16 protein-coding genes are annotated in these 18,996 nt (G+C 70.2%); 1 reads left to right on the forward strand and 15 read right to left on the reverse strand.

Going from position 1 to position 18,996, the window contains the following annotated elements:
• Positions 1–64: 64 nt before the first annotated feature.
• The 8 genes from lpdA to K5L01_RS02885 form a co-directional block, all read right to left on the reverse strand.
• The gene (gene lpdA, locus K5L01_RS02850) at positions 65–1,501 is read right to left on the reverse strand and encodes a dihydrolipoyl dehydrogenase (RefSeq protein ID WP_250061761.1); all 1,437 of its coding nucleotides are present in this window, start codon (positions 1,499–1,501) and stop codon (positions 65–67) included.
• 248 nt (positions 1,502–1,749) lie between these two features.
• On the reverse strand, positions 1,750–2,937 hold the full coding sequence (sucB, locus tag K5L01_RS02855) for a dihydrolipoyllysine-residue succinyltransferase (protein ID WP_250061763.1): 1,188 nt from the start codon (positions 2,935–2,937) through the stop codon (positions 1,750–1,752).
• A 44-nt stretch (positions 2,938–2,981) separates the two neighbouring features.
• Entirely contained in the window at positions 2,982–5,810 is a 2,829-nt protein-coding gene (locus K5L01_RS02860; protein ID WP_250061765.1) for a 2-oxoglutarate dehydrogenase E1 component, read from the reverse strand.
• Positions 5,811–5,989: 179 nt separating this feature from the next.
• A complete protein-coding gene (locus tag K5L01_RS02865; RefSeq protein ID WP_250061767.1) occupies positions 5,990–6,892 on the reverse strand; it encodes a GNAT family N-acetyltransferase in 903 nt (300 codons plus the stop codon).
• Positions 6,889–8,316, reverse strand: a complete 1,428-nt coding sequence (locus K5L01_RS02870) for a ribosomal protein uL16 3-hydroxylase (protein WP_250061769.1) — start codon at positions 8,314–8,316, stop codon at positions 6,889–6,891. Before K5L01_RS02870 ends, K5L01_RS02865 begins: the two co-directional genes overlap by 4 nt.
• Before the next feature lie 213 nt (positions 8,317–8,529).
• On the reverse strand, positions 8,530–9,453 hold the full coding sequence (bla, locus tag K5L01_RS02875) for a subclass B3 metallo-beta-lactamase (RefSeq protein WP_250061771.1): 924 nt from the start codon (positions 9,451–9,453) through the stop codon (positions 8,530–8,532).
• Positions 9,454–9,456: 3 nt separating this feature from the next.
• Complete coding sequence (purB, locus tag K5L01_RS02880; protein WP_250061773.1) at positions 9,457–10,839, reverse strand: adenylosuccinate lyase; 1,383 nt, start codon at positions 10,837–10,839, stop codon at positions 9,457–9,459.
• Between the two features lie 36 nt (positions 10,840–10,875).
• The gene (locus K5L01_RS02885) at positions 10,876–12,195 is read right to left on the reverse strand and encodes a hemolysin family protein (RefSeq protein WP_250061775.1); all 1,320 of its coding nucleotides are present in this window, start codon (positions 12,193–12,195) and stop codon (positions 10,876–10,878) included.
• 255 nt (positions 12,196–12,450) lie between these two features.
• On the opposite strand from K5L01_RS02885, the gene K5L01_RS02890 reads away from it, so the two are divergent.
• Complete coding sequence (locus tag K5L01_RS02890) at positions 12,451–13,848, forward strand: class II fumarate hydratase (protein WP_250061777.1); 1,398 nt, start codon at positions 12,451–12,453, stop codon at positions 13,846–13,848.
• A 264-nt stretch (positions 13,849–14,112) separates the two neighbouring features.
• Here K5L01_RS02890 and K5L01_RS02895 read toward each other — a convergent pair whose 3' ends face one another.
• From K5L01_RS02895 to K5L01_RS02925, 7 genes are all read right to left on the reverse strand, one after another.
• The gene (locus tag K5L01_RS02895) at positions 14,113–14,547 is read right to left on the reverse strand and encodes a hypothetical protein (RefSeq protein ID WP_250061779.1); all 435 of its coding nucleotides are present in this window, start codon (positions 14,545–14,547) and stop codon (positions 14,113–14,115) included.
• A 62-nt stretch (positions 14,548–14,609) separates the two neighbouring features.
• Positions 14,610–15,194: a DUF2884 family protein gene (locus K5L01_RS02900; RefSeq protein WP_250061781.1), complete on the reverse strand. Its 585-nt coding sequence runs from the start codon at positions 15,192–15,194 to the stop codon at positions 14,610–14,612.
• Entirely contained in the window at positions 15,191–15,874 is a 684-nt protein-coding gene (locus tag K5L01_RS02905) for a YggN family protein (RefSeq protein ID WP_250061783.1), read from the reverse strand. The genes K5L01_RS02900 and K5L01_RS02905 overlap by 4 nt, the downstream gene beginning before the upstream one ends.
• 31 nt (positions 15,875–15,905) lie before the next feature.
• Positions 15,906–16,736 (reverse strand): GIN domain-containing protein, encoded by an 831-nt coding sequence (locus K5L01_RS02910; RefSeq protein ID WP_250061785.1) that lies wholly within the window; start codon positions 16,734–16,736, stop codon positions 15,906–15,908.
• A 40-nt stretch (positions 16,737–16,776) separates the two neighbouring features.
• Entirely contained in the window at positions 16,777–17,766 is a 990-nt protein-coding gene (locus tag K5L01_RS02915) for an ABC transporter permease (protein ID WP_250061787.1), read from the reverse strand.
• Positions 17,763–18,635, reverse strand: coding sequence for an ABC transporter ATP-binding protein (locus K5L01_RS02920; RefSeq protein ID WP_250061789.1), 873 nt, complete (start codon positions 18,633–18,635; stop codon positions 17,763–17,765). Before K5L01_RS02920 ends, K5L01_RS02915 begins: the two co-directional genes overlap by 4 nt.
• On the reverse strand, positions 18,632–18,994 hold the full coding sequence (locus K5L01_RS02925) for a GntR family transcriptional regulator (RefSeq protein ID WP_250061792.1): 363 nt from the start codon (positions 18,992–18,994) through the stop codon (positions 18,632–18,634). The genes K5L01_RS02920 and K5L01_RS02925 overlap by 4 nt, the downstream gene beginning before the upstream one ends.
• Positions 18,995–18,996 lie beyond the last annotated feature (2 nt).

Below are 18,996 nucleotides of genomic sequence, written 5' to 3' on the forward strand. Positions count from 1 at the left end.
GAGAAGCCGGGAAAGCAAGAAGGCCCCGCCGGGGCGGAGCCTTCTCGTTCCAGGCCGGTACGGCTCAGTTGGCCTTGTGGATGGCGCGCTTGCCGACCGCCATCGCCGCGTCGTGGATCACTTCGGACAGCGAGGGGTGGGCATGGCAGATGCGGGCCAGGTCGTCGGCCGAGCCGCTGAACTCCATGGTCAGCACGCCTTCGTGGACCAGCTCGGAGACGTTGGCGCCCACCAGGTGCATGCCCAGCACGCGGTCGGTCTCGGCATGCGCCAGCACCTTGACGAAGCCGGCCGGTTCGACCATCGCGACGGCGCGGCCGTTGGCGGCGAACGGGAAGCTGCCGGCCTTGTAGGGGATGCCCTCGGCCTTGAGCTGGGCTTCGGTCTTGCCGACCCAGGCCAGTTCCGGCTCGGTGTAGATCACCCACGGGATGGTGTCGAAGTTGACGTGGCCCGGCAGGCCGGCGATCAGTTCGGCCACCGCGATGCCTTCCTCGAAGCCCTTGTGGGCGAGCATCGGCCCGCGCACGCAGTCGCCGACCGCCCACACGCCGTCGACGCCGGTGTGGCAGTGCTCGTCGACCACGATCTGGCCGCGCTCGTTGACCTGCACGCCGGCGCCGTCGGCCAGCAGGCCGTTGGTGGCGGCACGGCGGCCCACGGCCACCAGCAGCTTGTCCACGGTCAGGGTCTTCTCGCCTTCGGCATCGTTGTAGGTGACGACGACTTCCTTCTTCTTGCCCTTGCCGGTGATCTCGGTCTTGGAGACCTTGGCGTTGAGCTTGATGTCCAGGCCCTGCTTCTTGAACTCGCGCGCGGCGAGCTTGGCCACTTCGGCATCGGCGGCGGCCAGGAAGTCCGGCATCGCTTCGAGGATGGTGACCTCGGCGCCCAGGCGCTTCCACACGCTGCCCAGCTCCAGGCCGATCACGCCGGCGCCGATCACCGCCAGGCGCTTGGGCGTCTCGGCGAAGTCCAGGGCGCCGACGTTGTCGACGATGGTCTCGCCGTCGAACTTGGCGAACGGCAGCTCGATCGAATCCGAGCCGGCGGCGATGATGACATTGGTGCCCTTGAGCTCGACCTCGGTGCCGTCATGCTGCTTGACCTTGACGACATTGCCGGCCTGCAGCTGGCCGAAGCCGTAGTAGGCGGTGACCTTGTTGGCCTTGAACAGCTGGGCGATGCCGCCGGTGAACTGCTTCACGATGGCGTCCTTGCGGCCGACCATCTTCTCGACGTCGATCTTGGCGTCCTTGTAGCTGATGCCGTGCTGGTCGAAGACGTGGCTCATGTTCCAGTACTGGCGCGAGGAGTCCAGCAGCGCCTTGGACGGGATGCAGCCCACGCGCAGGCAGGTGCCGCCGAGGGCGGGCTTGCCGTCCTTGCCCAGCGCCGCGTCGATGCAGGCGGTCTTCAGGCCCAGCTGGGCGGCGCGGATGGCGGCGTGGTAGCCGGCCGGACCGGCACCGATGACGACGACGTCGAATTGTTCAGCCATTTGAGGTTCCTTGATGCCTTTTCTCCTCCCGCCGGGAGAAGGTGGCGCGAAGCGCCGGGGTGAGGATGTACGGCGGTCCTGCGGTCCCGGGTACGCGATCCGTTACGGAGTCGGAACGTGCCGCCGTCGCCAGGGCAGGGGAACAGCCGGTGGTGGGCCTTGCGGATCCTTGCCGGTTCGCGGGACGGAGAGGGAACCGGCGCGGGAATGCGGGGGTGCTCCCCCTCCGGAGAGGGGGAGCCGTTGCCTTACAGGCCGAACAGCATGCGGCCGGGATTTTCCAGCTGGTTCTTGATGTCCACCAGGAACTGCACGGCTTCCTTGCCGTCGATGATGCGGTGGTCGTAGGACAGCGCGATGTACATCATCGGCGCGACCACGACCTGGCCGTTCTCGGCGATCGGACGCTCCTTGATGGTGTGCATGCCCAGGATCGCGCTCTGCGGCGGATTGACGATCGGGGTGGACAGCAGCGAGCCGAAGGTGCCGCCGTTGGTCACGGTGAAGGTGCCGCCCTGCAGGTCCTCCAGCGCCAGCTTGCCGTCGCGCGCCTTCTTGGCGTAGTCGGCGATGCCCTGCTCGATGTCGGCGAAGGACATGCGCTCGACGTTGCGCAGCACCGGGGTCACGAGGCCCTTTTCGGTGGACACGGCGATGGAGACGTCGGAGTAGCCGTGGTAGATGATGTCGTCGCCGTCGACCGAGGCGTTGATCACCGGGAAGCGCTGCAGCGCGTTGGCGGCGGCCTTGACGAAGAAGCTCATGAAGCCGAGCTTGATGCCGTGCGCCTTCTGGAACTCTTCCTGCAGTTCCTTGCGCGCGGCCGCGACCTTGGCCAGGTTGACCTCGTTGAACGAGGTCAGCATGGCGATGGACTCCTTGGAGTGCATCAGGCGTTCGGCGATGCGCTTGCGGATGCGGGTCATCGGCACGCGCTCTTCCGGACGTGCGCCGCCGGCCTTGCCGGCGCCGCCGTTGCGGGCGAAGTTGACGATGTCTTCCTTGGTCACCGCACCGCGACGGCCGGTGCCGTCGACGTCGGCCGGGTTCACGCCTTCGGTGATCGCCGCGAAGCGGGCACCCGGCGGCAGTGCGTCGGCCGGCGACTTGGCGGCCGGAGCCGGCGCCGCGGCAGCGGCGGGAGCCGCCGGAGCGGCGTCGGCCTTCTTCTCTTCGGCGGCCGGGGCGGCGGCGACAGCGCCTTCCTCGATGATCGCCACGACCTGGCTGCTGGTCACGGTGGCGCCTTCGGCGAACTTGATCTCCTTGATCACGCCATCGACCGGGGACGGCACTTCCAGCACGACCTTGTCGGTTTCCAGATCGAGCAGGTTTTCATCGCGCTTGACCGCGTCGCCAACCTTCTTGTGCCAGGTGGCGATGGTGCCGTCGGCGACGGATTCGGGCAGTACCGGGGCTTTGACTTCGGTGGCCATGCAGGGCTTTTCCTGGTTCGTGTTCTTCAGTGAAGGGGGGAGGCTTATTCAGCGAACTGGTCGGTGAAGGAGTTGACCAGCGCGTCGGCGAGCAGCTGCTGCAGTTCGCGCAGGTGGTCGGCCATGTGGCCGACCGCCGGCGACGGCGAGCGCGGGCGCCCGGCGTAGTGCAGGTTCTGGCCGTCGGCCAGGCAGGCCTGCAGGTGGTGGCGGATCTGGTACCACGCGCCCTGGTTCATCGGCTCTTCCTGGCACCACACCACGTCGGCGGCCTTGCCGTACTTCTTCAGCTCGGCGGACAGCAGCGGGCGCGGGAACGGGTACAGCTGCTCGACGCGGATCAGGGCAGCATCGTCCTGGCCGCGCTTGCTCCGCTCTTCCAGCAGGTCGTAGTAGACCTTGCCCGAGCACAGCACCACGCGCTTGACCTTCTTGGGGTCCGCGCCGGCGTCGCCGATCAGCTGCTGGAACTCGCCGTCGGCCAGTTCGTCCAGGGTCGACACCGCCAGCTTGTGGCGCAGCAGCGACTTGGGCGACATGACCACCAGCGGCTTGCGGGTGTCCATGCGCATCTGGCGGCGCAGCATGTGGAAGGCCTGGGCCGGGGTCGACGGCACGCACACCAGCATGTTCTCCAGCGCGCACAGCTGCAGGAAGCGCTCAAGGCGTGCGGAGCTGTGCTCCGGGCCCTGGCCTTCGTAGCCGTGCGGCAGCAGCAGGGTCAGGCCGGAGATGCGGCCCCACTTGGCCTCGCCGGAGGCGATGAACTGGTCGATCACCACCTGGGCGCCGTTGGCGAAGTCGCCGAACTGGCCTTCCCAGATGCACAGGGTGTTGGGATCGGTGGTGGAGAAGCCGTACTCGTAGGCCATCACCGCCTCTTCGCTGAGCAGCGAGTCGATGATGGTGGCCTGCTCGGGCGACTCGACCAGCTGGCGCAGCGGCAGGTAGTAGTTGTCGGTCTTCTGGTCGTGCAGGATCGCGTGGCGGTGGGTGAAGGTGCCGCGGCCCACGTCCTGGCCGACCAGGCGCAGGCCGTTGCCCTCGTCCAGCAGGGTGGCGTAGGCCAGGTTCTCGGCGAAGCCCCAGTCGCCCGGCTGTTCGCCGGCGGCCATCTTGCGGCGGTCCTCGTAGACCTTGGCCACGCGCGAGTGCAGCTCGACGCCGTCGGGGATGGTGTTGATCAGGGTGGCCAGCCGTGCCAGCGCGCCCTTTTCGACCTTGGTGCTGACCGGGTCGGACAGCTTGCCCGCCAGCAGCTTCGGCCAGTTCACGTACAGCTTGCTGGTCGGCGGGGTCTTCTCGACCTGGGCCAGCTCGGTGGTGACTTCGCCGGAATCCAGCTTTTCGCGGTAGGCATCGACCAGCGTCTTGCCGGTGCCGGCCGGAACCACGCCGGCGGCCTCGAGCTTCTCGGCGTACAGCTCGCGGGTGGTCTTGTGCTTGCGGATCACCTGGTACATCAGCGGCTGGGTGATCGCCGGCTCGTCGGCCTCGTTGTGGCCCCAGCGGCGGTAGCAGACCAGGTCGATGACCACGTCCTTGTTGAAGCGCTGGCGGAAGTCGTGGGCCAGGCGCGCGGCGAACACCACCGCTTCCGGGTCGTCGCCGTTCACGTGCAGGACCGGTGCGCCGACCATCTTGGCGATGTCGGTGCAGTACAGGGTCGAGCGCGAGTCATCCGGGTTGGAGGTGGTGAAGCCGACCTGGTTGTTGATGACGATGTGCACGGTGCCGCCGACGGTGAAACCGCGGGCCTGCGACATCTGGAACAGCTCCATGACCACGCCCTGGCCGGCGAACGCGGCGTCGCCGTGGATCAGGATCGGCATGACCTGCTTGCGGTCGGTGTCGTTGCGGCGTTCCTGGCGCGAGCGCACCGAACCGGCCACCACGGGATCGACGATCTCCAGGTGCGAGGGGTTGAAGGCCAGTGCCAGGTGCACCGGGCCGCCCTCGCTGGCGACGTCGGCGGAGAAGCCCATGTGGTACTTCACGTCGCCGGCCACGGCACGGTCGTCGTGCTCGAACTTGCCCTCGAACTCGTCGAACAGCTTGCGCGGGTTCTTGCCCAGGGTGTTGACCAGGACGTTCAGGCGGCCGCGGTGGGCCATGCCGATCACCACGTCCTTGACGCCGCCCTTGCCGGCGTCGCGGATGATGGTGTCCATCATCGGGATCAGCGAGTCGCCGCCTTCCAGCGAGAAGCGCTTCTGGCCGACGTACTTGGTGTGCAGGTAGCGCTCCAGACCCTCGGCCGCGGTGAGGCGCTCCAGGGTGCGGCGCTGGGTGTCGGCGTCCAGGTTGTAGTTGCCGCCGGCATTCTCCAGGCGCTGGTACAGCCACTGGCGCTGCTCGACCTCGGCGATGTACATGAACTCGGCGCCGATCGAACCGGTGTAGGTCGCCTTCAGGCGCGCGAGCAGGTCGCGCAGCTTCATCCGCGGCTGGCCGCCGATGCCGCCGGTGCTGAACTCGTCGTTGAGGTCGGCGTCGCCGAGGTGGTGGAACGGCAGGCCCAGGTCCGGCGGATTGACCGGCGGGGTCAGCCCCAGTGGGTCGAGGTTGGCGCCGAGGTGGCCGCGCGAGCGGTAGGCGGTGATCAGCCGGCCGACGTTGCGCTCACGCTCGTCGCCACCGCCGGCAGCGGTCGCGGTCGCCGCGTTGCGCGCGGCCTCGGTGATGTGGGCGATGACGGCCGAATGCGGGACATCACCTGCTTCGCGGCCCTTGAAGCCGTCGAAGTAGGATTTCCATTTGGAGTCCACACTGTCCGGGGAGACGAGGTACTGCTCGTACAGATCCTCGATATAGGAGGCGTTGCCGCCGGCGAGTTGCGATGACTGCGCAAACTGCTTCAGGAGATTGTCCACGATGGAGGGTCGGATTCGCTTGTGGGGGTATGGCTTCTGGAACCGGCGGGGCCTTGTTGCAGGACGCCGCACGGGCGTGTTGAAACCATTGAATTATACCCCCGCCGGGACAGGAAGGGGCACGCACTCTGTCCGCCGGGTTAATGTCGGGCCACCTCGTGTCCGGCCTGCGACAGTCCTCAGAGGCCGAGCGTCCGCAGCCCTTCGCACTCGAGTGCATTGTCCCAGCCGCGCTGGAACAGCGCGTCCTGCCGCCGGGCGCGCGCGGCCGCCTGCAGCCACAGTTCCCCCTGGAGGGCATCGCCGGCCGGCACGCAGCAGCCGTCGTCGTTGTCGTTGGCGACGCTGGCGACGGACGGCGGCGGCTCGGCGCCTTCGAGCGGCTGACGGACCTGGAACACGCTGGGCAGGCGCTGCACCAGGGCCAGCAGTGCCGCCGGCAGCGCGGCCAGGTCGCCATCGTGCAGCAGCAACCGCACCTGCTTGGGGTGGCGGCGTCCGGCGAACGCGCGCAGCGCCGCCAGCACGGAGGGCTGCGCGAATCCGGCGAGGTCGCTGCCACGGCCGCCGATCAGGACCAGGCGGCGGGCACGGTAGAGCACCGCGGCGATGGCGGCGGCCGCCGCCTCCTGGCCATGGACGGGCAGGGCATCGCCACAGCGCCGGCGCATGCTCTGGTGGGCGATGCCGGCCTCGTCGAACGGCTCGCCCTCGGGCAGGAAGCCATGGCGGACATAGAAGTCACGGGCATGGACCTGGGCATGCAGGGTGATGTCCGTCCAGCCGAGCTGGTCGGCCCGGGCGAGCAGGGCCAGCAGCAGGGCCTCGCCGACCCCCCGGCCGCGCCAGTCCGGCAGGACCGCCATCCGGCCGATGCGGCGCTGCGGGGTCAGCCGGCCGGCGCCGATGGCGCGCCCGAGGGCGTCCAGCGCCAGGACATGGTGGCTGAGCGGGTCCAGCGCATCGACCTCCAGTTCCGGCGGCACCTGCTGTTCGGCCACGAACACCGCATGCCGCACGCCGTGCAGCAGCGCCTGCCGCTCGCCGTAATCGGCCTGCTCGACACGGAAGGCGGTGGTCATGCCGCCGGGGTGTCCTCGTCGTCGCAGATGACAAGGACCTCGACGCCATCGCGATGGGTCCGGACGGTGTCGATGGTGGCGCTGGCGGGTTCGCCCGCGCGGGCACGGGCGTACTCGATGACCTCGATCTCGACTTCCGGGGCATCCTCGTCGGAGGCGTCCTCGTCCTGGCCGTCGTCCTCGGCCTCCTGTTCGGCCTGGATGGCGGCCAGGGTCTGCACGTCCAGCAGCTGGTAGTGGCCGCCGGCCAGCAGCTCCAGCACGGCGTTGCGGCCCTTGCCGGAAAGGCGGCGGAACAGGGTGCGGTCGATGTGCTCGGCGGCGGCCAGCGCCTGGGCATCCTTGAGCGACAGCGCCAAGGCCTGGCCGCTGCAGTAGAGCATCGCGCCGCGGGCGGCGCGGCGCCAGGCCAGCCGCGTCCAGGGATGGCGCTCGAGCAGCCCGCCCTCGTCCAGGGCGGCGGCCACCGCGTCCGGATCGGGGACGGCCCGGGAGGGCAGGATGTCGCCGGCGGCGCGGTAGGTGGTGATGAAGCGGCCGAACCAGTCGCCGAGGCGGTCGGGGTCGTTCATGCGCAGTGCGTTGAGCGCGGCGACCACCCGCGTCATGGCGGCGGCATCGATCTCGTTGGGGTCCTCCGGCAGCGCCAGGTCGGGATCCTGGAAACGGATGCCCTCATCGGCGTCGGCGACCAGGTCGTCGAGCCAGTCGCTGATCAGCTCGGCCGAGGACGGCGCGCGCATCCCGAAGGAGAAGGTCAGGCAGGGCGTGACCGCGACCCCGTCGTGGGGAACGTTCGGCGGCAGGTAGAGCATGTCGCCGGGCTCCAGCACCCAGTCGTGGCTGGGCGTGAACTTCTTCAGCAGCTTCAGCTCCACGTCCGGACGGAAGTCCAGCGGCGGCCGCTTGCCGCGGGTCGATTCGCTGGCGTCGATCTTCCAGCGGCGCTGGCCGTGGGCCTGCAGCAGGAACACGTCGTACTGGTCGACATGGGCGCCGACGCCGCCGCCGGTGGCGGCGAAGCTGACCATCACGTCGTCCATGCGCCAGCGCGGCAGGAACCCGAAGTGGGCGACCAGGGCGCGGACGTCCGGGTCCCACTTGTCCACGTCCTGGACCAGCAGGGTCCAGTCGTGGTCGGGCATGCCGGGGAACGCTTCTTCCTGGAACGGGCCGGTGCGCAAGGTCCAGCGGTCGCTGCCGCGGTCGTGGCTGACGATGCGCGCCAGCGCGCCTTCCTCGCAGGCCAGCCCGGCCAGGTCCTCGGGCATCAGCGGGGTCTGGAAGCCGGCGAAGGCGCCGCGGATGAGCAGCGGGCGCTTCTGCCAGTAGTCGCGCAGGAAGCGCTGCGGAGACATGCCCAGCATCAGGCCCGGGCGGGCCTGGACTTCGATGGGGTGGCGGGTGTTCTTGGCGGCGGCCATGGGAAATCCTTCGGTAGATCCGGGGGCGCGACGGACGGGCCGCGCATCCCGGCCATTGTCCCCTTGTTGCGGAAAAACCGCACGGCCGCCCGAGGGGGCGATGTCACGGCCGGCTTGGGGCGCCCCTCGTGCTGTCGGCCGCCTGGCCGGCCGCCACGGGGGGATGCTGCCGCGCTGGCCGGGTAGCGCCGGCGGTGTAGTGCCGGCCGCGGGTCATCGTCCGGCGCCGCCGGTTTCGGCCCGGAGCCGCTGGTCGAGCGCGCGCCGCGCCAGGGCGGAATGGCGGCTGCAGGCGCCGGCCTCGGCCAAGGGGGCCTGTCCGGCAAGGCGCGCCGGCAGGTCGACCGCCAGCGGGTGCGGCGAGAGCAGGACGTCGCAGGGCAGTGCCGCGGTCCGGTCGAGGCTGCGGCGGAACGCCGCGAGGTACCCGGGATGGTCGGAAAACCGGTAGTCGGCATCCGTGGCGGCGCTGAGGCTGTCGACATAGGCCATCCGCAGGCAGGTGCGGGCTTCGCAGGCGGTCCAGGTCCAACTGGTACCGCCGGGGGCATGCCCGGGTGCGGCATGCGCGGTGACCGCGGTTTCGCCGACCCGGACGACCTGGCCATCGGCCAATGGCCGGACATCGGCGATCGCCGGGAACCGCTCCAGCACGCCGGACTGCGGGTCGCCGGGGGCGCTCGTGCCGCGGCGCAGTGCGTCCATCGCCGGTGCGCGCGCCAGCAGCGGTGCGCCACTGGCACGCTGCAGGTAGGCCAGTCCGCCGGCGTGGTCGGCGTGTTCATGCGAGTTCAGCAGGACGCGGATGTCGCCGAGGCGGAACCCCAGGGCCTGGATGTTCGCGGCGATCGCCGCCCCGGCGGCCGGGGTGCCGCCGTCGATCAGGATGTGGCCCTGCGGCGAGGTCACCAGCAGCGCGGTGATGCCGCAGGTGCCCACATACCAGGTGGTGCCGAAGAGCCGCCGGGGCGGCGCGGGAGTATCCCAGCCCTCCATGATCCCGGCGGTCGCGGGGTACGCCGGCGGAGTGCCGGTGGGGCCGGCCGCCGCCGGAGGGCCGGCGGCGCGCGGCCCGTGGCAGCCGGGCAGGAAGGACAGCGCGAGCAGCAGGGCCGCAGCGGCGGTCGCGCGGCGCATCGCTCAGATCGCGCTGGCCAGCCGTTCGGCCAGGCCGGTGTAGCCGCCGGGGGTGAGCTCGCGCAGCTGCTGCTTGGCCTCGGCGGGCAGCGCCAGGGTTTCGATGAACGCCCGCATCGAATCGGCGGTGATGCCGTGGCCGCGGGTGAGCGCCTTGAGCTGCTCGTAGGGGTTGGGCAGGCCGTGGCGGCGCATCACCGTCTGCACGGCTTCGGCGAGCACTTCCCAGGCCGCGTCCAGGTCGGCGTCCAGCCGCTGCGGGTTCACTTCCAGCTTGCCCAGGCCCTTGGCCAGCGAGTCCAGCGCCACCTGGGTGTGGCCGAAGGCGGTGCCCAGGGCGCGCAGCACGGTGGAGTCGGTCAGGTCGCGCTGCCAGCGGCTGATCGGCAGCTTGGCGCTGAAGTGCTCGAACAGCGCGTTGGCGATGCCGAGGTTGCCTTCGGCGTTCTCGAAGTCGATCGGGTTGACCTTGTGCGGCATGGTCGAGGAGCCGACTTCGCCTTCCTTGAGCTTCTGCTTGAAATAGCCTAGCGAGACATAGCCCCAGATGTCGCGCGCGAGGTCCAGCAGGATGGTGTTGGCGCGACGGGTGGCATCGCCGATCTCGGCGATGTTGTCGTGCGGCTCGATCTGGGTGGTGTAGGGGTTGAACACCAGCCCCAGCGAAGTGACGAAGCGCTCGGCGAAGGCCGGCCAGTCCACGTCCGGATAGGCGGCGATGTGGGCGTTGTAGTTGCCCACCGCACCGTTGATCTTGCCGGTCAGCTCGACGGCTTCGATCTGGCGGACCTGCCGCTCCAGGCGGGCGACGACGTTGGCGACTTCCTTGCCCAGCGTGGTCGGTGAAGCGGTCTGGCCGTGGGTGCGCGACAGCATCGGCTGGGCGGCCTGCTCGTGGGCCAGGCTGCGCAGGCGGGCGGCGATGCCGGCCAGGGTGGGCAGCAGCACGCTGCGGCGGGCGTCGTCCAGCATCACGCCGTAGGAAAGGTTGTTGATGTCCTCGCTGGTGCAGGCGAAGTGCACGAACTCCAGCGCCGGGGCGAGCTCGGCGTCGTCCTTGAGCTGTTCCTTGATGAAGTACTCCACCGCCTTGACGTCATGGTTGGTGGTGCGCTCGATGTCCTTGACGCGGGCGGCGTCGGCCACCGAGAAACCGTCGGCCAGGGCGCGCAGGCGGGCCTTGCCGGCGGCGCTGAAGTCGGCCAGCTCGGCGATGCCCGGCTCGGCGGCCAGTGCCAGCAGCCATTCGATCTCGACCTTCACCCGGGCGCGGACCAGGCCGTATTCGGAGAAGATCGGGCGCAGGGCGTCGACCTTGCCGGCGTAGCGGCCATCGAGCGGGGACAGGGCGAGCAGGCGGGCTTCTGGACGGGAGGAATCGGTCATGGGGCAAGCGTCCGGGCGTTGACAGGGGCGCGTATTCTACGCCGCCGCGCCGTCCGGGTCCGGGGCCGCTTCCACCACCACGTTCCGGATGCGGTGGCCGGCCATCCGGCGGACGCAGAAACGGTAGCCGCCGATGTCCAGCACCTCGCCCTCCTCGGGCAGCCGCTGCAGCCGGTGCAGGATCAGCCCGCCCACCGAGTTGACGTGCGCGGGTGCGTCCAGGTCGTGGCCGAGCAGGCGTTCCAGCCGGAACAGCGAGGTCGAGCCGGCAACCCGGATATTGCCGTCGGCGCCGCGCGTGGGCGTGTCGCCGGCGACATGCGGGTGTTCGTCCTCGATTTCCCCGACCATCGCCTCCAGCAGGTCCTCCAGGGTGAAGTAGCCGAGGATGCGGCCGTGTTCGTCCACGCACAGCGCCAGGTGGGTGGCGCCGCCGCGGAAGCGTTCCAGCACCTGCGGCACCGGGGTTTCCACCGCGATCAGCGTGGCCGGACGCAGCAGCGACGGCAGGTCGGGAGCGGGAATGCCGCGCGCCAGTTCGACCAGCAGGTCCTTCATGTGCAGTACGCCGCGGACCTGCTCGCCGTCGGCGGAGAACCACGGATAGCGGCTGTAGCGGCTCGCGGCGAAGCCGGCCAGCACCTGCGGCAGGTCCTGGCCGTCGCTGAAGCGTTGCAGGTGGTCGGCGGAGCGCATCAGGTCGCCGGCGACCAGTTCCGGCAGTTCCAGTGCATGGCTCATCAAGGCCAGCCCGTGGTCGCGGCCGGCCGCCGGCTGCTGGCCGTCGAGGATCCGCTTGAGCTCCTCGCGCGAGTAGCGGTGCGAGGCCGCCTCGCCCGCGTCCCAGCCCAGCGCGCGCAGCAGCAGGTTGGCACTGCTGTTGAGCAGCCAGATCGCCGGGAACATGGCCCAGTAGAACAGGTACAGCGGTGCGGCGGTCCACAGCGACATCCGCTCCGGGCGGCGGATCGCCATCGATTTGGGCGCCAGCTCGCCCAGCACGATGTGCAGGAAGGAGATCACGCTGAAGGCCAGGGCCACGCTGGTGAGTTGCGCGGCCTCCGCGCCCAGCCCCAGCCGGTCGAACAGCGGCCGCAGCAGGTGCGCGAACGCCGGTTCGCCCACCCAGCCCAGGCCGAGCGAGGCCAGGGTGATGCCGAGCTGGCAGGCCGACAGGTAGGCGTCCAGGTGGCCGTGCACGTTCAGCAGCAGCCGCCCGCGCCACCCGTGCTGTTCGGCCAGGCCCAGGGCCTGGGTATGGCGCAGCTTGACCAGCGCGAACTCGGCGGCGACGAAGAAGCCGTTGAGCAGGACCAGCAGCAGGGCCAGGGCCAGCAGGGTGAGCGTGCCGGTCATGGCCGCGGCCTCCCGGACGTGCTGGGAGCAGGCGCGGCGCAGCGTGCCGGGGAGCGACCGGGCGTTGCCCGGGCGCGACTGCCTTCGGGGTCGTCGCCCATGCGGGAGCGGACTGGAGAGCCAACGGAACCGGCAGTCTACCCGAGGGGGGCGGTGTACGCGGCGTGACGCCAACGGCGGTATGGTGTGGCCCGCATCGCCAGCCGACCGCCAGCTGCGACCCTCCCTTAACCAGACACGACGTGGAGTTGAACGATGAGCAAGAGCGTGAGGATCGAACACGACAGCATGGGCGAACTGCAGGTGCCGGAGGACGCGCTGTGGGGAGCGCAGACCCAGCGCGCGGTGGAGAACTTTCCGGTATCCGGGCAGCGCATGCCGCGCGCCTTCATCCGCGCACTGGGCCTGGTGAAGGCCGGTGCCGCGGAGGTCAATGCCGAACTCGGGCTGCTGCCCAAGGGCGTGGCGCGGGCGATCCGCGCGGCGGCGCTGGAAGTGGCGGCCGGCGACCATGACGCGCACTTCCCGATCGACGTCTACCAGACCGGTTCGGGCACGTCGTCGAACATGAACGCCAACGAGGTCATCGCCAGCCTGGCCAACGGCAGCGGCAAGGCCGGCAAGACCCGCGTGCATCCCAACGACCACGTCAACCTGGGGCAGAGCTCCAACGACGTGATCCCCACCGCGATCCGCGTTTCGGCGCAGCTGCAGACCGTGCAGACCCTGCTGCCGGCGCTCAAGCACCTGCGCAAGACCATCGACAAGCGTGCACGCTCCCTGGGCAAGGTGGTCAAGACCGGCCGGACCCACCTGATGGATGCCATGCCGTTGACCTTCGCCCAGGAGTTCGGCGCATGGTCGGCGCAGCTGGAATCGGCCCAGGGACGGATCGAGGACGCGCTGAAGCGGCTGCGGCGCCTGCCGCTGGGCGGCACCGCGATCGGTACCGGCATCAACGCCGACCCGCGCTTCGGTGGCAAGGCGGCGCGGGCCCTGTCGGCGCTGTCCGGAGTGAAGTTCGAAAGCGCGGCGAACAAGTTCGAAGGCCTGGCCGCGCAGGACGACGCGGTGGAGCTGTCGGGCCAGCTCAATGCGCTGGCGGTGGCGCTGATCAAGATCGCCAACGACCTGCGCTGGATGAATGCCGGCCCGCTGGCCGGCCTGGGCGAAGTGGAGCTGCCGGCGCTGCAGCCGGGCAGCTCGATCATGCCGGGCAAGGTCAACCCGGTGATTCCCGAGGCGACGGTGATGGCCGCAGCGCAGGTCATCGGCCACCACACCGCGATCACCGTGGCCGGGCAGACCGGCAACTTCCAGTTGAATGTCGCCCTGCCGTTGATCGCGGCCAACCTGCTCGACGGCATCCAGCTGCTGTCCAGCGTGATGAACCTGTTGGCGGACAAGGTGTTCGCCGGGTTGGTGGTGAAGCAGGAACGGGTACGCGAGGCCTTGGCGCGCAACCCGATCCTGGTGACCGCGCTCAACCCGATCATCGGCTATGAGAAGGCCGCGGCGATTGCCAAACGCGCCTATGCCGAACAGCGGCCGGTACTGGACGTGGCCTGCGAGGACAGCGGGCTGTCCGAAGCGGAACTGAAGCGCCTGCTGGATCCGGCGGCGCTGACCCGCGGCGGCATCCACGACAGCTGATCGTCGCCGGAGCCCGCCGGGTCGTCCGCCAGGGAGGCCCGCCGGGCAGGGCCCGACGCTACGGAGATCGTGGCCGGGCCTGCGGGGTGGCTGGGTATCGCCGGCCACGCGTGGCGCGGCCGGGGTGAGGGTCCTGCCAGGGGCTCCGACAGGCAAGGCCCGGCGTTACGGAGGTCCGCGGCCTGGCGAGGGTGTCGCCGGGTATGGCAGGCGCGCGCTGGAGGCTGGCCTTGCCGGGGCGTACCCCGGCCGGCGGCCGCGGCGTCAGCGGCGCGCGCGCGGGTTGGCCAGGGCCTCGCTGTATTCCTTGAATTCGGGAATGCGTTCGGCCAGGTCGGGCGGGAACGGCCGGGTGCCGGCGGGCACCTGCAGCGGCACCGTGCGCCCGCTGGCATCGGGTACCGCGGTGGTGTCGGTGAGCGTGTTCTGGCGCAGGATCTGCAGCTTGACGAAGCTGGTCTGCAGCAGTCCGCGCTGCTCCGCGTCGAGCGGGATCTCGATGTCGTCCACGCGCAGCCGGCCGTCGGGCAGGATGTCCAGGTTGGGGTACGGTGCGCGCCGGATCGAGACCATGCCGCTGTCGACCTCCATCTTCGGCCGGCTGCGTTCGGCACGGTGCGCGGCATAGTGCTCGCGGTCACCGCAGCCGGAGGCGAGGGTGGCACAGGCCAGCAGGACGGGCAGCAGCAGGTTCTTCATGGCGGGATGACGGGGGACGGCGGGGGAAGGCCGATTCTACCGCCCCCCGCCGGCCGGGACGGTCACGGCAGGGACAGGTGGCCTTTGCGGCACTCGTCGATGTCGTCCTGGTCCAGGGTCGCGTAGGGCGCGAACTCGGGGATCGCGGCGGCCAGGCGTTGCTGGGTGGCCAGCATCGCCGGCAGGCGGTCGCAGATTCCGGCGGCGCTTTCCTGCAGCCGCTTGGCGTCGGCCTCGACCCGCTCTTCGATCCGGTCGGTGTCGCCGGAGAACAGCCCCTTGAGCGCTTCGCCGGCGGCACGGGCGCCAAGGTTGGCGCCCTGCACGCCGATCTCGATGCCGGCTTCGGCCACTTCGACCAACTGGCCGCGGTACTGCGTCAACAGGGTGCGCTGGCGGTCGTCCAGGGTGATCGCGCGGCCATCGATGTACAGCTGGCCGTTCGGTGCGATCTCGACCTTGGTGCCGCCCTTGCTGGAAACGCTGATGTTGCCTTCGGCGATCTTCTGGCGGGCCTTGTCGGTGGCTTCGCGGACTTTCTGTCCGAGCCGGGTCTCGCCGGCACCAGCGTCGTTCTGGGGGCGGTCGCCGCAGGCGGCCAGGGGCAGGCAGAGCAGGGCGGTCAGAAGGGGGGCGCGCAGGTTCATCGGGGGAGTCCTCGGTGGGGGGCGGCGGGGCGCGACGCGATGCCGTGACGGACGTCGTCGTCGCAGCGTCGCAGGTCGTCCTGGTCCAGGTCGGCATAGGGCTGGAAGGCGGGGAGGCGTGCGGCAAGCGCCTGCTGCGCCGCACGCACGGCCGGAAGCTGGCGGCACAGCCGGGCCACCATCGGCCGGATCTCCTGCTCGACCTTCTTTTCGATGCGCTGCTCCAGGCGCCCGGTGACGCCGCCCATGACCAGTCCGAACAGCGAGATGTCGGTGGCGTCCAGGGCCACCATCGCCGCCTGCTCGCCGGCATCGATGCCGGCCCTGGCCAGTGCCAGCACCTGCTGGCGGTAGTCCAGCAGCAACCGCCGCTGGCCGGGCGTGATCGCCACGACGCTGCCGTCGACGACCAGGTCGCCATCGCGGGAGATGTGCGCCGGTGGCGGCGTGTCGGCCGGCGTGGCGCGGCTGCGCCGGCCGACGGCCAGGGCGCCGCCCAGGGCCAGGTCTTCGCGGTCGAGTCCGGCACGGGCCGCGGCCATCTCGGCCCGCACCTCGGCGCGGCTGTCGGCGATCCCGCGGCTGATCGCGGTGCCGGCGTCATCGCCGGGTGGCGCCGCCAGTGCGGTCGCCGGCAGGCACAGCAGGAGCGCGGCGAGCGCGTGCGTGGTCCGGTTCATGTCCATCGCAGGGTCCTGGAGAAGCGGCGGGTCAGTGCCGGGGCACGGCGACCGCGCCGCGGATGCCGGTGTGGCGGATGTCGCCGCTGCCGACCTGCCGCACGGTGAGGCTGTCGGCATCGCGGACGGTGAGGTCGCCCGAGCCCAGGCGGCCAAGGGTGACCGCGCCGCGCACGTCGCGGACATCGACGTCGCCGGAGCCGATGCTGTCCACGCTCACCGGCCCCTGTACGCCCTGCAGCTCCAGGTCGCCCGAGCCGACCGTGCCGACCCGGGCCGGGCCGCGCACGCTGCCGGCCTTGACGTCGCCCGAGCCGAGCGACAGCAGGTGCAGCGGGCCGATGTCCTGCAGGTCCAGGTCGCCGGAGCTGACGGCGGCGGTGACCAGGCCGCGGATGGCCTGCGCGCTGACGTCGCCGGAGCCGACATCGGCGCTCATGGCCGCGGCCCCGGACAGGCGCGCATCGCCCGAGCCGACCTTCAGCTGCACCAGGAGGGTGTCCGGCAGCGTGCCGCTCAGGTCCAGGTAGGCGTAGTCGTCGCGGCCCAGGGAGAGGTTGAGGCCGGGAGTCCTGCGTTCGAGCGTGACCACCAGCTTGTCCGCGACCTTCCGCTGGCTGAGCGAAAGCTGCGGCAACAGTTCCTCGCGGGCGGCACAGGCGCGGCCGGACAGGGCGCCGGGCGCACCGGGCGCGGCCTGCAGTTTCAGGTCGTGGCTGTTGACCTCGAAGACCACGGCCTTGGCGCCACCGAGATCCAGGTCCAGCGTCACCGGCCGGCTGGCCAGGCAGCGCTCTTCGGCCAGGGCCGTGGCCGGCAGAAATGCCGCGGCCAGTATCAGTACCAGGGGGTTGATGCTCATCGGATTCCTCGCAGGGGTGGGCAGGGCGTTACGGGACGGCTCAGGCATCCTCGCGCCGGCGCCGCAGCCAGATCGCCGCGGCGATGAAGGCCACACCGACCAGGGCGCCGATCCAGATGTCCGGGCCGGTGACGACGTTCACCAGGTTCCGGTGCTGCAGCAGCGACTGGACAAGCTCGCCGGGGTTGCTGAAGCCCGCGGTGTCGCCCTGCGCGCCATTCAGGCCGTGCACGACCCAGGTGCCGGGGAACACACTGAGCAGCCCGCGGTAGCCGACCACGTACCAGACCCAGCCCAGGGGCAGCTTGACGCCCGGCATCGCGCCCAGGATCGAGACCATCACGCAGCCCAGCAGTGGCACCAGCACCGCCCACAGGAAGGGCTTGCTGCGTGCCCAGGCGGAACACAGCATCAGCCAGCCCACGGTCGGCAGCGACCACAGCAGGGTGACCGGAACGGCGCTGAGGACCTGGCCGACGATGCGCAGGGGGCGGGAGTGGGTGGCCATCGTCCAGGGGCTGGGGACGCCGGCGGCGACCGAGCCGAGGATGGCCACCAGCCACAGGCACAGGCCCACCGCGATACCCACGACGATCGCCACCAGCGGTGCCAGCAGCAGCGCCCAGACGACCTTGGACAGCACTGTCTGGAGGTCCGAGACCGGCAGCGACTTCCAGAACAGGATGCTGCGGTCCCGGCGGTCGTCGTAGAGGCTGCCCAGGGCATAGAAGAACACCACGAACGCCAGCACCACCGAGGCCAGGAGGATGCCGGTGAGCAGCAGGCCGTCGCCGGCCGCGCCCATGGCATGGGCATAGTCGCCGGGGGTGTCGATCCGGGTGATCGCGCCGGCGGCCTGTGCCTTGCGCGCGACCATCGCGCCGATGCCCGCGCCCATGGCCGAGAACAGGATGGCGATGCCGCCGGTGATGACCTGCGCCCAGAAGAAACCGCCCCGGTTCTCCCAGTATTCGCGCCTGAGCAGCCACTTGAACCTGCCCAGCGGGGTGATGTGGTGGACGGTGTTCATGCGTAGGTCCCCTTCATGATGGCGACGAACAGGTCGGCGAGGCCCGGGGTGCGGGTTTCGCCGAGGGCATCGAGCTGCGCGCGGTCGGCGCCGTCGTACAGCAGCACGGTCTTGCCGAACGGCAGGGCGCGCTCGTCGATCGGCCGCAGTTCGCGCGCGGCCTGCACGGTGCCGGCCGAGGCCATCAGCTCGGTATAGCGGTCGGCCATGCTTTCCATGTCAGCGGCGAGCACGATCTTCCCGTCGCGGATGAACAGCACGTCGGTGAGGATGTGCTCGATCTCCTCGACCTGGTGGGTGGTGACGATGATGGTCTTGTGCTCGTCGAAGTAGTCCTCCAGCAGGCGCTGGTAGAACTCCTTGCGGTACAGGATGTCCAGCCCGAGGGTCGGCTCGTCCAGCACCAGCACGCGGGCGTCGATGGCCATCACCAGGGCCAGGTGCAGCTGCACCACCATGCCCTTGGACAGCTCGCGTACGCGCTGCCTGGGCTTCAGCTTGGTGTTGGCCAGGAAGTGCTCGCAGCGCGCGCGGTCGAAACGCGGGTGGACGCCGGCGACGAAGTCGATGGCTTCCTTGACCCGGATCCAGCGCGGCAGCACCGCCACGTCGGCGATGAAGCAGACATCGTTCATCAACGCATCGCGCTGGCGGCGCGGGTCCATGCCCAGCACGCGCAGTTCGCCCTCGACGGCGGTCAGGCCGAGCATCGCCTTCAGCGCGGTGGTCTTGCCGGCGCCGTTGGGGCCGATCAGGCCGACGATGCGGCCCGGGGCGATGTTGAAGCTGGCGCCGTCCAGCGCCGGTTGTTGCCGGTAGGTCTTGCGCAGGCCATGGGCGGAAACGACGGTATCGGTAGCGGCGTTCATGGTGTGGTCCCCGGGGGCAGCAGGTCGTCCAGGCTCAGGCCCAGCCGCTGGATGCGCTCCAGCACGGCGGGCCACTCATCGTTGAGAAAGCGTTCGCGCTCGCTGCCGCGCAGTTTCCGCGCGGCCTCCTCGGTCATGAACATGCCCAGGCCGCGCCGCTTCTCGACCAGGTTCTCGTCGGCCAGTTCCTGGTAGGCGCGGGACACCGTGATCGGGTTCAGCTGGTACTCGGCGGCGACCTGGCGCACCGAGGGCAGCGCGTCGCCGGGCTTGATGATGCCGTCCAGCATCATCGCGATCACCCGCTCCTTGAGCTGCCGGTAGATGGGAGCGCCGTCGCTCCACTGGATATCGCTCATGG

The sequence above is a fragment of the Stenotrophomonas mori genome (assembly GCF_023556335.1).
Lineage (GTDB): Bacteria > Pseudomonadota > Gammaproteobacteria > Xanthomonadales > Xanthomonadaceae > Stenotrophomonas > Stenotrophomonas mori.

What these genes read in the sequence shown, in the direction of transcription:
- K5L01_RS02890 (WP_250061777.1), top strand. Translation starts at nt 12,451, where the DNA reads ATGAGCAAGAGCGTGAGGATCGAACACGACAGCATGGGCGAACTGCAG.
- sucB (WP_250061763.1), bottom strand. Translation starts at nt 2,937, where the DNA reads ATGGCCACCGAAGTCAAAGCCCCGGTACTGCCCGAATCCGTCGCCGAC.
- K5L01_RS02895 (WP_250061779.1), bottom strand. Translation starts at nt 14,547, where the DNA reads ATGAAGAACCTGCTGCTGCCCGTCCTGCTGGCCTGTGCCACCCTCGCC.
- K5L01_RS02910 (WP_250061785.1), bottom strand. Translation starts at nt 16,736, where the DNA reads ATGAGCATCAACCCCCTGGTACTGATACTGGCCGCGGCATTTCTGCCG.
- lpdA (WP_250061761.1), bottom strand. Translation starts at nt 1,501, where the DNA reads ATGGCTGAACAATTCGACGTCGTCGTCATCGGTGCCGGTCCGGCCGGC.
- purB (WP_250061773.1), bottom strand. Translation starts at nt 10,839, where the DNA reads ATGACCGATTCCTCCCGTCCAGAAGCCCGCCTGCTCGCCCTGTCCCCG.
- K5L01_RS02885 (WP_250061775.1), bottom strand. Translation starts at nt 12,195, where the DNA reads ATGACCGGCACGCTCACCCTGCTGGCCCTGGCCCTGCTGCTGGTCCTG.
- K5L01_RS02870 (WP_250061769.1), bottom strand. Translation starts at nt 8,316, where the DNA reads ATGGCCGCCGCCAAGAACACCCGCCACCCCATCGAAGTCCAGGCCCGC.
- bla (WP_250061771.1), bottom strand. Translation starts at nt 9,453, where the DNA reads ATGCGCCGCGCGACCGCCGCTGCGGCCCTGCTGCTCGCGCTGTCCTTC.
- K5L01_RS02915 (WP_250061787.1), bottom strand. Translation starts at nt 17,766, where the DNA reads ATGAACACCGTCCACCACATCACCCCGCTGGGCAGGTTCAAGTGGCTG.
- K5L01_RS02920 (WP_250061789.1), bottom strand. Translation starts at nt 18,635, where the DNA reads ATGAACGCCGCTACCGATACCGTCGTTTCCGCCCATGGCCTGCGCAAG.
- K5L01_RS02925 (WP_250061792.1), bottom strand. Translation starts at nt 18,994, where the DNA reads ATGAGCGATATCCAGTGGAGCGACGGCGCTCCCATCTACCGGCAGCTC.
- K5L01_RS02905 (WP_250061783.1), bottom strand. Translation starts at nt 15,874, where the DNA reads ATGAACCGGACCACGCACGCGCTCGCCGCGCTCCTGCTGTGCCTGCCG.
- K5L01_RS02865 (WP_250061767.1), bottom strand. Translation starts at nt 6,892, where the DNA reads ATGACCACCGCCTTCCGTGTCGAGCAGGCCGATTACGGCGAGCGGCAG.
- K5L01_RS02900 (WP_250061781.1), bottom strand. Translation starts at nt 15,194, where the DNA reads ATGAACCTGCGCGCCCCCCTTCTGACCGCCCTGCTCTGCCTGCCCCTG.